Source organism: Kitasatospora sp. NPDC036934 (assembly GCF_055608425.1).
The window spans coordinates 32,893-44,090 of record NZ_JBVJQR010000043.1 but is presented as its reverse complement, the minus strand read 5'-3'; the positions used below and the strand labels follow the sequence as shown (position 1 = coordinate 44,090).

Genomic DNA, 11,198 nt, shown 5'->3' with positions numbered 1-11,198 from the left:
GACGGGGTGACCCACGCGGAGGTGCTGGAGGTCTTCGCGGGCAACGTCGACCGACTGCGCACGGTGCTGTTCAAGGCCCTGGAGGCCCTGCCCGCGGTCCGCGAGTGCCCCTGCCCGCACGCCCTGGACGGCCTCACCACCGGACTGCCCGGTGTCCCGGGCCGCTGACCGGCCGGTGCTCACCCGGACCCTGCCCTGCGCCGCGGCCCTGGCCGCCCTGGTCGCGGCCCTCGCCCTGACCGTGACCGGCGGCGGCACCCTCGCCGACCGGGCGCCGCTGCACGACTGGTACACCCTGGACGCCGCCCTCTTCGCGCTCGCCCTGCTCCTGCTGCGAAGGGTGGAGGACCGCCGGGTGGTGCCGGTCGTCCTGGCCGGGAGTGTCCTGGTCGCCGCCGTCGGGCTGCTCGCGCCGCCGCGCACCAGCGACGACGCCTACCGCTACGTGTGGGACGGCCGGGTCCAGGCGGCCGGCACCTCCCCGTACGCCCACACCCCGGACGACCCCGCCCTGCGCGCCCTGCGCGATCCGGGCCTGTTCCCGACGACAGGCGGCTGCACCGCCTGGGACGAGCACCGGACCGCCGCCGGGGACTGCACCCGGATCAACCGGCCCGCCGTGCACACCGTCTACCCGCCGGTCGCCGAGGCCTGGTTCCTCGTCGAACACCCCTTCGGCGGCGGGGTGCGCGGCGTCCAGGTGGGCGGCGCCCTGCTGGCTGTCGCCACCACCGGCGTGCTGCTGGTCGTCGGCGGGCGCAGTCGGCGGGCGGCGCTGTGGGGCTGGTGCCCGGGCGTGACGGTGTGGGCCGTCAACGACGCCCACGTGGACACCCTCGGCGCGCTGCTGATGGTGGCCGGCCTCGGCTGTGCGGCCCGCCGTCGGGCCGGGGCCGGCGGCGCCCTGCTCGGGGCGGCGATCGCCACCAAGCTGCTGCCGGCCCTCGCCCTGCCCGGGGCGCTCTCGGGCCTGCTCGCCCGGCGGCCCGCCAAGCGCGACCTGGTGTTGCTCGCCTCGGCCCTCGGCACCTTCGCGGCGGCCTACCTGCCGTACGTCGCGCTCTCCGGCGTGGGCGTCCTCGGCTACCTGCCCGGCTACCTGCGGGAGGAGGGCTACGAGCAGGACCACCTGGAGCGGTTCGGCCTGGTGCGGGTGGTGCTGCCGGACCGCTGGGCGCCGTGGGCGGCGGCCCTGGTGCTGGCGGCGGTGGTGCTCGGGGTGCTGCGGCGCGGTGACCCGGACCGGCCCTGGCGGGGCGCGCTGACGGTGACCGGGACGGCCCTGCTGCTGGTCGCCCCCAGCTACCCCTGGTACGGGCTGCTGGTGGTGGCCCTGGTCGCGCTGGACGGCCGCTGGGAGTGGCTGGCCGTCCCGGCGGCCGGGCAACTGCTCTACCTGGTGGGCGGCGAGGAGGCCCAGCGCACCGCGTACGGTGCCGCGCTGGCCTGCGTGCTCGTGGTCCCCGCGGTGCGCGGACTGGCCCGCGCCCTGCCACCGCGGCCGGTGCGCGGCGCCGGGCCGGAGATGACGAAAGTCTGACGGGACGCCTCCGCGACTGGCCCCGGACCGGGTCGAACTGGTCGAATCGTCGCGTGGACAGTCGCGTGGACAGAACAGACGAAGAGGGCCGGGGCACCCCGGTCGGGCGCCGGGTGGTGCTCGGGCTCCTCGGCCTCGGGGCGGCCGGGGTGGCCGCCGGGCCGTTCCTGCAACGGGTGGAGTCCGGGCTGGCGGAGCGCGACCCGAGCGGCCTGGCCGGGCTGCTGCCCGGCAACAACGGCTTCCGCTACTACTCGGTGGTGACCTCCGTCCCGGAGCGCGGTGCGGCCGACTACACGCTCACCGTGGACGGCCTGGTGGACCACCCCGCCACCCACCGGCTCGCCGACCTCCAGGCGATGCCGCAGCGGCGGCTGGTCAAGGACGTCCAGTGCGTCACCGGGTGGCGGGTGCCGAACACCCCCTTCGAGGGGGTCCCGCTGGCGCACCTGCTGGACGCCGCCGGGGTGCGGCCGGGCGCCAAGGCCGTCCGCTTCAGCTGCTTCGACGGCGCTTACACCGAGAGCCTCACCCTCGAACAGGCCCGGCGGGACGACGTGCTGGTGGCGCTGCGGCTGGAGGACAAGCCGATCGGCCACCAGCACGGCGGGCCGGTGCGGCTGTACGTCGCGCCGATGTACTTCTACAAGTCCGCGAAGTGGCTCTCCGGCATCACCGTCACGGACTCCGTCCAGCCGGGGTACTGGGAGGGCAACGGTTATGACGTCGACGCCTGGGTCGGCCGGTCGAACGGGCGGGACGATGCACCGACGAGCTGATCTGGTCCTGCGCTTCACCCGCGCCGAGCGCTGGGTGCACCGCACCACCGCCGCCCTGATGGGCGTCTGCCTGGCCACCGCCGCCTGCCTCTACCTCGCGCCGCTCGCCCAACTGGTCGGCAACCGGCCGCTGGTGGTCACCGTGCACGTGTGGTGCGGCCTGGCACTGCCGGTGCCGCTGCTGCTCGGTCTCGCCTCCCGGGCGCTGCGCGCCGACTTCTCCCGGCTGAGCCGCTTCACCCCGGCGGACCGGCAGTGGCTGCGCGCCCTCCGGGCCCGGGCCGCGCACCGCCCGGCCGGCAAGTTCAACGCCGGGCAGAAGCTGTACGCCCAGTGGACGCTGGGGTCGATGCTGGTGATCCTCGGCACCGGGCTGCTGATGTGGCTCACCCACCTCGCCCCGCCGGCCTGGCGCACCGGCGCGACCTTCGTGCACGACTGGCTGGCCGCCGCCATCGCCGTGGTGGTCGCCGGGCACGTCCGGATGGCCTGGCGGGACGGCGAGTCGCGGCTGGGGATGCGCACCGGGCTGGTCGAGCGGAGCTGGGCCGAGCGCGAGCACCCGCAGTGGCGCCCGGCGCCCGAGGATCCTGCGCCCGAGGGCCCGGAGCCGTTGCGGACGAGCGCCGGCGAGCGGACCTGACGGCCTGGCCGTCACCGCGGGGGCAGCAGCAGGCTCCACACGTCGCGCTCGGCGGTGGCCGACCAGACCACGTCGCCGTGGCCGTAGTCCAGGACCACCCGGTAGTCGACGTTCGCGCCGCCCCGGGCGATCAGCCGGGCGCCGAGGTCGTGGTCGCCGCGCCCGAACTCGGCGTTCAGCCAGACCACTTCGGCCCGGATCGCGGCCCAGTCGATCGCGTAGGTCTCGGTCCGGCCGGCCCAGATCGCCGCCAGGTCGCGCAGCAGCGCGGTCGGCTGGAGGCCGCTGCCGAGACGGGCGACCGCCTGCTGCCAGACGGCCAGCGGGGTGTGGGTCAGGGTGAAGCGGTCCTCGGCGGGGGTGGCGCCGAAGCGGTAGCCGCCGGCGCTGTGCCCGCGGTGGTGGATCCAGTTCGCCGGGCCGGGCAGGTCCCGGGTGTGGGTGAGGGCGTAGTGGAGCAGCCCGAGGTTGCTGAACGGGGCTGCCCCGTCCACCGGCCGGGGCACCCCGCTCGGGGCGTCCGGGGCGGTTGCCGCGCGGGCGAACAGGCCCTTCAGCCCGGGGTCGACGGTCCGGACGCCGGCGTCCAGCTGCTGCCGGAACAGGTCGGTCAGCGCCTCGGCCCGGGCGAGCGACTCCGGCTCCCGCTGCGGGTGGTAGGGCCCGGTGGTGTCCAGGACGAGCACCCGCCGGGGGCCCGCGCCGCCGCTGCGGGCGGCGGTGGCCAGGGCGAGCGCGGCCCCGGCCGAGTGGCCGAGCAGCTCGTGCGGCAGGCCGGTGACGGACTCGGCGGCGGCGATGACCCGTTCGAGGTCCGCCCGGTGGCCGTCCAGGCCCCAGCCGGCGCACCGGGGGCCGATCCGCTCGGGGACCAGCGCGTCCTCGCGGGGGGTGGTGCCGATCACCAGGTAGCCGTGGTCGGCGAAGTAGCGGGCCAGGCTGCGGCCCTGGGCGGTGCAGTAGTCGGCGTCGACGTTGAGGCCGCCGCCGGGCAGCAGGTGGAGCACCCGGTGCGCGGTGCGTCCGTCGCCGAGGACGTCCACGGTGAAGCCGTCGCCGTGCTGGTCCGGGACGGCCAGCCGGTGGTGACCGGGGCCGACCTCCCGTACGGCGTCGTCCCCGCCCCCGAGTGCCGCCGCCAACGCCCTGACGGTGTCCATGCCCACCCCTGCCCCCTCCCGTACGGTGCCGCCCGGTCCGCCGGACAGGGCCTAGTGTGGCGCACGGCTCCCGGCGAGCCGGTTCAGCCCTTGCGCAGGGCGACGAAGCGGCGGCCGTGCGAGGTCCAGCGCTCCGCCTCGACCAGCCCGGCGGCGCGGGCCCGCCGCAGGGTGGCGGCCGTTCCGAGCCGCGCCCAGGGGAAGGCCGGGCCGAGTCGGCCGTCCGGCCCCTCCACCCGGACGACGGACCGCTCGTCCACCTCCTCCGGCTCCACCTCCACCAGCAACAGCCCGTCGGGGGCGAGGAGATCGGCACCCCGGCGGAGCAGGGCGTCCGGGTCGCCACCGATGCCGAGGTTGCCGTCCGCGAGCAGGGCAGCGCCCCAGCGGCCCTCGGCGGGCAGCCGGTCGAACACCGAACGGCAGAGCGCCGCCCCGCCCAGGCCCACGGTGCGGGCCACCGCCGCCCTGGTGACGTCGACCCCGAGGGTCGGCACCCCGAGGGCGAGCAGCGCGGCCACCAGCCGGCCCGGGCCGCAGCCGAGGTCCAGGACGGGTGCGGCCAGCCGGGCGCAGCGCAGCAGCAGGCTGTGGTCGGCGCCGGCCGCCGGGGCGCACCAGCGCTCGATGTCCAGGTGCAGCCGCCGGCCGTCCTCGCGGCGCAGCCAGAGCGGGCCGTAGCCGGTGCGGACGGCCTCCGCGAAGGGGTCGTCCACCCAGGGTGCGGCGACCGTCAACTCGCCACCTCCGGAACGGAGTCGAGGGCGCGCAGCCGGGTGGCGAAGCGGCTGTTCGGGGCTTCCTCGGCGACCTGCCGGGCGTCGTCGACGGTGTCGACGTCGGTCAGCCGGGGCAGCCGGTGGACGGTCAGGCCGGCCTCCGCGAGCCGCCGGAGCAGGGCCGCGCCGGTGTCCGGGGTGGACATCGGGACGCCGTGCAGCAGGCGCGCCGCCAGGCGCTCGGTCGGCCGGGCCAGGCCGAGCGCCCAGAACCCGCCGTCGGCCGCCGGGCCGTACCAGGCGTCCAGGCCCGGCCGCCGGGCGGCGGACAGCGGTTCGGCGAGGGCGGCCGGGGCGAGTTGCGGGGTGTCCATGCCGACCAGCAGCGCGGGGGCGTCCGGGGCCAGCCGGGCGGCGTGGGCGAAGGCCGCGGCGAGCCGTCGGTCCAGGCCGCCGCCGCCCTGGGGGAGGACCTCCCAGCCCGGCGGCAGCCAGTCGCCCGGCTCGCCGTCCAGGACCAGCAGGCGGCGCCCGGCGGGCATCGCGGTCAGGGCGTGCAGGGTGTCGGCCAGCGCTGCCTCGGCCAGGGCGGCGGCCTGCACCGGGGTGCAGGGCGGGGTGAGCCGGGTCTTCACCCGGCCTGGGACGGGCGCCTTGGCGATCACCAGCAGGGTGGGCGGCGGCGCGGCCAGCACCGCCCGCATGTCGCGGACGGCCTGGCGGGTGCCGCGCAGGGTGCCGGTGACCTTGGAGCGGCCCGCGCGCGGCAGGTAGTCGACGGGCGTCTCGGCGATCCGCAGCCCGGCGGCGGAGGCCGCCAGGACCATCTCCAGCGGGTAGCCGGAGCGCCGGTCGCCGAGGCCGAGGGCGAGCAGCCGTTCCCGCCGGGCGGCCCGCATCGGGCCGAGGTCGTGCAGCCGGGTGCCGGTGCGGGCCCGCAGTCGGCGGGCGAGGACGGCGTTTGCCAGCCGGGCGTGCACCGGCCAGGCGCCGGCGGTGGCGGGCCGGCGGCGGCCGAGCACCAGGTCGGCGGCGCCGGCCAGCACCGGGCCGGTGACCCGGGGGAGTTGGGCGGGGTCGAGCGAGCCGTCGCAGTCCATGAAGCAGACCAGCTCGGCGGTTGCGGCGCGCAGCCCGGCGTGGCAGGCGGCGCCGAAGCCGCGCCGGGGTTCCTCGACGACGGTGGCGCCGAGGGAGCGGGCCAGCTCGGCGGATCCGTCGCGCGAGCCGTTGTCCACGACGACGGCCCGCCAACCGGCCGGGATGCGTCCGAGCACCCAGGGCAGGGCGGCGGCCTCGTCGAGGCAGGGCAGGACGACGTCGACGACCGCTGCGGGAGGGAGGGGAGGAGTCACGCCGGTCACGCTAGCCTCGGCCGGCACCGCCGGGGCCCAGCCGCGCCCTTACGGAAGTACGACGGCCGGGCGGCGGGGCCCGTTCGGGGGAGCGCGTGCCGGTGGCGGGCACCGCAGCGAGGTTCTTACGGAAGTCGGACGCGGGGCCCGGAGGCCGTCCGCCGGGGCCGGCGCCTCGTATCCTCGGCGAGGTGAACGAGAGCCCCATCACCGCCGGAACGGCGCCCATCCCCGCCGGAGCGGCGCCTGCCCCGGTCGGCCCGGCGCCCGCCCCCGCCGGCCCGGCGCGGCCCAGCCGCGTCCTGGTGGTCGACGACGACCCCACCGTGGCCGAGGTCGTCGCCGGCTACCTCACCCGGGCCGGTCACCAGGTCGACCGCGCCGCCGACGGCCCCGCGGGGCTGGCCCTGGCCCGTAGCGCCCGGCCGGACCTGCTGGTCCTGGACCTGATGCTCCCGGGCATCGACGGCCTGGAGATCCTCCGCAGGCTGCGGGCCGACCCGGACGGTGCCGAGCTGCCGGTCGTCCTGCTCACCGCCAAGGGGGACGAGACCGATCGCATCCTGGGGCTCGAACTGGGCGCGGACGACTACGTCACCAAGCCGTTCAGCCCGCGCGAACTCGTCCTGCGGGTGCAGTCGGTGCTGCGCCGCTCCCGTGCGGGCGTGGCGGCCGGAGGGGTCGGCGGGCGGGTGGTCTCGGGGGACGTCGCGCTCGACCCGCAGGCCCGCCGGGCGTACCGGGACGGACGTGAACTGGCGCTCACCCTGCGGGAGTTCGACCTGCTGGCGTTCCTGCTCCGGAACCCGCACACGGTGTTCGCCCGGCAGGAGCTGATGGAGCGGGTCTGGGGCTGGGACTTCGGCGACCTCTCCACGGTGACCGTCCACGTCCGCCGCCTGCGGGAGAAGATCGAGGACGACCCGGCCGCGCCGCGGCTGATCTGCACGGTCTGGGGCGTGGGCTACCGCTACGACCCGGCCCCGGCCGGAGGCCCGGAGTCCGGCAGAGCGGCCGGAGGTCCGGAGACCGGAGAGGGCGGGGCGGCGTGAAGGACCTGCTGCTGATCGCCCTGTTCGCCGCGCTCGGCGCCGGCGGGGCCGGCCTGCTCGGTTGGCTGGCGGTGCGGCTGCTGCGGCGCCGTTCGCTCGCGCTGTCGCTGTTCTGCGTCGCCGCCGTCACCGTGCTGGCGGTCACCTCCGGGACCTTCGCGGTGGCCCAGGCGATGTTCCTGTCCCGGCACGATCTGGGCGTGGTGATCACGGTGCTGGCGATGGCCGCAGTGGTCTCGCTGGCCACCGCGGCGCTGCTGGGGCGCCAGGTGGTGGCCGGGAGCCGGGCGCTGACCGCTGCGGCCCGGACGGTCGGCAGCGACGCCGGGTTCACCGCGCCGGAGCGCCCGCTGGGCTTGGAACTGGCCCAGCTGGGCGCCGAACTGGCCGCCACCAGCGCCCGGCTCGCGGAGTCCCGGGCCCGGACCCAGGCCCTGGACGCCTCCCGCCGCGAGCTGATCGCCTGGATCTCGCACGACCTGCGCACCCCGCTGGCGGGCCTGCGGGCCATGGCGGAGGCGCTGGAGGACGGTGTCGCCGAGCACCCGCAGGACTACCTGCGGCGGATGCGCGCCGAGGTCGAGCGGCTCACCGGGATGGTGGACGACCTCTTCGAGCTGTCCCGGATCCAGGCCGGGGCGCTGGCCCTCTCGCTGTCCCGGGTGTCGGTGTACGACCTGGTCGACGAGGCGCTCGCCGGAGCCCATCCGCTGGCCCGCCAGCGCGGGGTCCGGCTGGAGGGAGGGCAGGTCGCCGCCGAACCGGTGGAGGTGGACTCCGGCGAGATCACCCGGGTGCTCGGCAACCTGCTGGTCAACGCCATCCGGTCGACCCCGGAGGACGGCGTGGTCGCCGTCTCGGCCCGCCGGGAGGCGGACGAGGTGGTGCTGGCGGTCACCGACGGCTGCGGCGGCATCCCGGAGCCGGACCTGCCCCGGGTGTTCGAGACGGGCTGGCGAGGCAGCACTGCCCGCACGCCCCGCTCGGCCGATCTCGGCAGTGCCCGGGAGCGGGGTGAGGGCGGCGCCGGGCTCGGGCTGGCCATCGTCCGCGGCATCGTGGAGGCGCACGCCGGGCGGGCCCGGGTGCGCAACGTCGCCGGGGGCTGCTGCTTCGAGATCGTGCTGCCGGCCGCCCGGGGCTGAGCGCCGGCCGCGGTCACCCGCGCTGGGGCGCCGCCGCGAACTCCGTCATGCCCGCCGTGAAGGCCACCCGGGCCCGCCAGCCCAGCTCCGTGCGCAGCCGCGCGGAGTCCGCGGTGATGTGCCGGACGTCGCCGAGCCGGTACTGGCCGGTGACCACCGGCGCCGGCCCGCCGTGGGCGGCGGCCAGCGCCCCGGCCATCTCGCCGACCGTGCGGACTTCGCCGCTGCCGGTGTTGTACGCCCGGACGCTGCCCGGCGGGCGGTTGCCGACGGCCGTGAGCGCGGCGAGGTTGGCGTCCGCGACGTCCCGGACGTGCACGAAGTCCCGGCGTTGCCCGCCGTCCTCGAACACCCGCGGAGCCTCGCCCCGGGCCAGTGCCGAGCGGAACAGCGAGGCCACCCCGGCGTACGGGGTGTCGCGCGGCATCCCGGGGCCGTAGACGTTGTGGTAGCGCAGCGTCAGGAGTCGGCCGCCGCAGGCACGGGCCCAGGCGCCGGCCAGGTGCTCCTGGGCGAGCTTGGTGGCCGCGTAGACGTTGCGCGGGTCGGCCGGGGCGTCCTCGGCGACCAGGCCGGGGTGCAGCGCGGCGCCGCACTCGGGGCAGGGCGGTTCGAAGCGGCCGGCGTCCAGCTCGCCGGGGTGCCGGGGGCCAGGGGCGACCTCCCCGTGCTCCGGGCAGCGGTAGCGGCCCTCGCCGTAGACCACCATGGAGCCGGCGAGGACCAGGCTGCGCACGCCCGCGCGGGCCATCGCGGCGAGCAGCACGGCCGTGCCCAGGTCGTTGCAACCCGCGTAGGCGGGCGCATCGTCGAGGTCCAGGCCCAGGCCCACCATGGCGGCCTGGTGGCAGACCGCGTCCACCCCGGCCAGCGCCGGGCCGACCGCCGCCGCGTCCCGGACGTCCCCGTGCCGGAAGTCGACGCCCTCCGGCAGCGCGGGGCACGCCCCGGTGGGATGGACGGCGGGCAGCAGCGCGTCCAGGACCCGGACGTCGTGACCCGCCGCGACCAGGGCCCGTACGACCGCCGAACCGATGAACCCGGCGCCGCCGGTGACCAGAATCCTCATGACCGGCGACGCTATCGCCCGCCGCCCCGGCAACGGGCCGATCCGGAGGCCGTGTCACGCTTCGGTAAGACTCCGGGCGATGGCACCCCTGTCGACAACTGCCGGAAACTGTCGACATCCGGCGACTCAGTCGACCGCGAGGTAGCGCTGGGTAGAGATGACATGTACGCTGCGTGTCGCCGGATGAACAGCAATCGGGCCCGGCCGCTGCTCCGTGGGGGGAGTCACGCCCAGGCCCGGTCACCGGTCGGGGCCCGGTCGCACTCGTGGGGGAGTCGCGGCCGGGCCCATAACCGGTTGCCGGTCTTATGCCCGACCTGAAGCCCCTTCAGACCTGCCAACTGTCCAGTAGGAGAGCGGTTCCGGGCTCGTCCGTCCAGAACTGCAGGTCAGTGAAACGGGATTGGTCGGTACCGGGGTCCAGTCCAGTCGATCGCCGCCCGCCTCGGCTGCGCCGACCCGCGGGCCGGCGCCGGGCCTTCCGGCGCTGGACCGGCCACACCCCGGACAGCTGCCGGAAGTCGGCCCTCCTCCCGGCGGGCGCCGCCGAGAACGGCTGAGAGGGGCGGACCGCTCAGAGGGGCAGGTCCATCCGCTGCTCGACGGTGTCCAGGCCGAACTTGCGCGCCGGGCGGGAGACGGTGAGTTCGAAGCCGGCTCCGGCGTAGAGGTGGTGGGCGGCGTCGAGGCCGGCGATCGTCCAGAGCAGGACGCCCTGGTAGGAGCGGGTGCGGGCCTCCTCCAGGGCGAGGTCCAGCAGTCGGCGGCCCAGGCCCCGGCCCCGGGCGACCGGATCCAGGATCACCCAGCGCAGCTGGCCCCAGCCCGGGCGCTCCTCGGCCCGGACGAGGCCGGCGGCGCCGACCACCCGGTCATCGAGTTCGGCGACCCACAGCCGGCCGGGCGCGGCGCTGCCCTCGGCCACCCGGGCCAGGACCAACTCGGCCATCCCGGAGGCGACATAGGCCTCCATGGTGGCGTCCATGCCGTACTCGCGGCTGTAGAGGACGCCGTGCAGGGCGGCGACGGCGCCCAGGTCCCCGGGCCGGTCGGCCTCGCGGACGGTCACGACTCCGGGTGCGGTGGTGGCCATGGCGGCATCCCTTCCACTGAAACACTCGTTTCAGTGGAACGATAGACCACGTGTCCACCCCGACCAACGCACCTTCCCGCCCGGCGCCGCGCCGTCCGTCGATGCGCCGCGAGGACCTCCTCGCCGCGACCGTCCGCTACGTCGCCGAGCACAACGCGTCCGACCTCTCGCTGCGCCCGCTGGCGGCCGCGATCGGCACCAGCCCGCGCGTGCTGCTCTACCTCTTCGGCTCGAAGGAGGAACTCGTCCGGGAGGTGCTGGCGGCCGGCCGGGCCGAGCAACTGGCGCTGCTGGAACGCTCCGAGCAGGAGGGCGGCACCGCCCGGGAGACCCTGGAACTGCTCTGGGCCTGGCTGGCCGACCCCGGACGTCGGGGCGCGCTGCGACTGTTCTTCGAGGGCTACGTCCGCGCCTTCGGACGGGCGGAGCCCTGGCTGGACTTCGGCACCGCCTCGCTGGAGGAGTGGCTGCCGCCGCTGGAACGGGTGCTGGACGGCACCCGGGCCAACGCCACCGTGGTGCTCGCCGTCCTGCGCGGACTGCTGCTGGACCTGCTCGCCGGCGAGGGCGAGGCCGACGCCGGGCGGGTGCACGCCGCCTGGCGGGACTTCCTGGACACCACCCTGGGCTGAGCCCGGCTCCG

At 76.7% G+C, this 11,198-nt stretch carries 11 protein-coding genes and 2 pseudogenes; 7 read left to right on the top strand and 6 right to left on the bottom strand.

The window, feature by feature from the left end:
• The 4 genes and pseudogenes from ACZ7BZ_RS35990 to ACZ7BZ_RS35975 form a co-directional block, all read left to right on the top strand.
• A pseudogene (locus ACZ7BZ_RS35990) lies at positions 1-168 on the top strand (5'-methylthioadenosine phosphorylase); the annotation flags it as partial.
• The gene (locus ACZ7BZ_RS35985) at positions 152-1,540 is read left to right on the top strand and encodes a hypothetical protein (protein WP_470362034.1); all 1,389 of its coding nucleotides are present in this window, start codon (positions 152-154) and stop codon (positions 1,538-1,540) included. The pseudogene ACZ7BZ_RS35990 and the gene ACZ7BZ_RS35985, both read left to right, overlap by 17 nt.
• Before the next feature lie 65 nt (positions 1,541-1,605).
• Positions 1,606-2,319, top strand: a complete 714-nt coding sequence (locus ACZ7BZ_RS35980; RefSeq protein ID WP_470362033.1) for a molybdopterin-dependent oxidoreductase — start codon at positions 1,606-1,608, stop codon at positions 2,317-2,319.
• Entirely contained in the window at positions 2,303-2,962 is a 660-nt protein-coding gene (locus ACZ7BZ_RS35975; RefSeq protein ID WP_470362032.1) for a cytochrome b/b6 domain-containing protein, read from the top strand. Before ACZ7BZ_RS35980 ends, ACZ7BZ_RS35975 begins: the two co-directional genes overlap by 17 nt.
• 11 nt (positions 2,963-2,973) lie before the next feature.
• On the opposite strand, the gene ACZ7BZ_RS35970 is transcribed toward ACZ7BZ_RS35975, so the two are convergent.
• The 4 genes and pseudogenes from ACZ7BZ_RS35970 to ACZ7BZ_RS35955 all read right to left on the bottom strand — a co-directional run.
• Positions 2,974-4,122 (bottom strand): thioesterase domain-containing protein, encoded by a 1,149-nt coding sequence (locus tag ACZ7BZ_RS35970; RefSeq protein ID WP_470362031.1) that lies wholly within the window; start codon positions 4,120-4,122, stop codon positions 2,974-2,976.
• Positions 4,123-4,205: 83 nt separating this feature from the next.
• Entirely contained in the window at positions 4,206-4,859 is a 654-nt protein-coding gene (locus tag ACZ7BZ_RS35965; protein ID WP_470362030.1) for a methyltransferase domain-containing protein, read from the bottom strand.
• Positions 4,856-5,383 carry a TIGR04282 family arsenosugar biosynthesis glycosyltransferase gene (locus ACZ7BZ_RS35960; protein ID WP_470362035.1) on the bottom strand — a complete coding sequence of 176 codons (528 nt, stop codon included), beginning with the start codon at positions 5,381-5,383 and terminating at the stop codon, positions 4,856-4,858. Before ACZ7BZ_RS35960 ends, ACZ7BZ_RS35965 begins: the two co-directional genes overlap by 4 nt.
• Positions 5,384-5,485: 102 nt before the next feature.
• Positions 5,486-6,196: pseudogene (locus ACZ7BZ_RS35955) on the bottom strand (glycosyltransferase family 2 protein); the annotation flags it as partial.
• Positions 6,197-6,387: 191 nt separating this feature from the next.
• Here ACZ7BZ_RS35955 and ACZ7BZ_RS35950 point away from each other — a divergent pair.
• Together ACZ7BZ_RS35950 and ACZ7BZ_RS35945 are read left to right on the top strand one after the other, a co-directional pair.
• Positions 6,388-7,248, top strand: coding sequence for a response regulator transcription factor (locus ACZ7BZ_RS35950; protein WP_470362029.1), 861 nt, complete (start codon positions 6,388-6,390; stop codon positions 7,246-7,248).
• Positions 7,245-8,393, top strand: coding sequence for a sensor histidine kinase (locus ACZ7BZ_RS35945; RefSeq protein WP_470362028.1), 1,149 nt, complete (start codon positions 7,245-7,247; stop codon positions 8,391-8,393). The genes ACZ7BZ_RS35950 and ACZ7BZ_RS35945 overlap by 4 nt, the downstream gene beginning before the upstream one ends.
• A 13-nt stretch (positions 8,394-8,406) precedes the next feature.
• Here the strand turns inward: ACZ7BZ_RS35945 and ACZ7BZ_RS35940 are convergent, their stop codons facing one another.
• Positions 8,407-9,462 carry an NAD-dependent epimerase/dehydratase family protein gene (locus ACZ7BZ_RS35940; RefSeq protein ID WP_470362027.1) on the bottom strand — a complete coding sequence of 352 codons (1,056 nt, stop codon included), beginning with the start codon at positions 9,460-9,462 and terminating at the stop codon, positions 8,407-8,409.
• Between the two features lie 574 nt (positions 9,463-10,036).
• Positions 10,037-10,555 carry a GNAT family N-acetyltransferase gene (locus ACZ7BZ_RS35935; protein ID WP_470362026.1) on the bottom strand — a complete coding sequence of 173 codons (519 nt, stop codon included), beginning with the start codon at positions 10,553-10,555 and terminating at the stop codon, positions 10,037-10,039.
• A gap of 50 nt (positions 10,556-10,605) precedes the next feature.
• Here ACZ7BZ_RS35935 and ACZ7BZ_RS35930 point away from each other — a divergent pair, with 50 nt between their 5' ends.
• Complete coding sequence (locus tag ACZ7BZ_RS35930) at positions 10,606-11,187, top strand: TetR/AcrR family transcriptional regulator (protein ID WP_470362025.1); 582 nt, start codon at positions 10,606-10,608, stop codon at positions 11,185-11,187.
• Positions 11,188-11,198 lie beyond the last annotated feature (11 nt).

Excerpts from the sequence above, each read along its gene's own strand:
- ACZ7BZ_RS35975 (WP_470362032.1), top strand. The coding sequence starts at position 2,303 with ATGCACCGACGAGCTGATCTGGTCCTGCGCTTCACCCGCGCCGAGCGC.
- ACZ7BZ_RS35970 (WP_470362031.1), bottom strand. The coding sequence starts at position 4,122 with ATGGACACCGTCAGGGCGTTGGCGGCGGCACTCGGGGGCGGGGACGAC.
- ACZ7BZ_RS35960 (WP_470362035.1), bottom strand. The coding sequence starts at position 5,383 with ATGCCCGCCGGGCGCCGCCTGCTGGTCCTGGACGGCGAGCCGGGCGAC.
- ACZ7BZ_RS35940 (WP_470362027.1), bottom strand. The coding sequence starts at position 9,462 with ATGAGGATTCTGGTCACCGGCGGCGCCGGGTTCATCGGTTCGGCGGTC.
- ACZ7BZ_RS35935 (WP_470362026.1), bottom strand. The coding sequence starts at position 10,555 with ATGGCCACCACCGCACCCGGAGTCGTGACCGTCCGCGAGGCCGACCGG.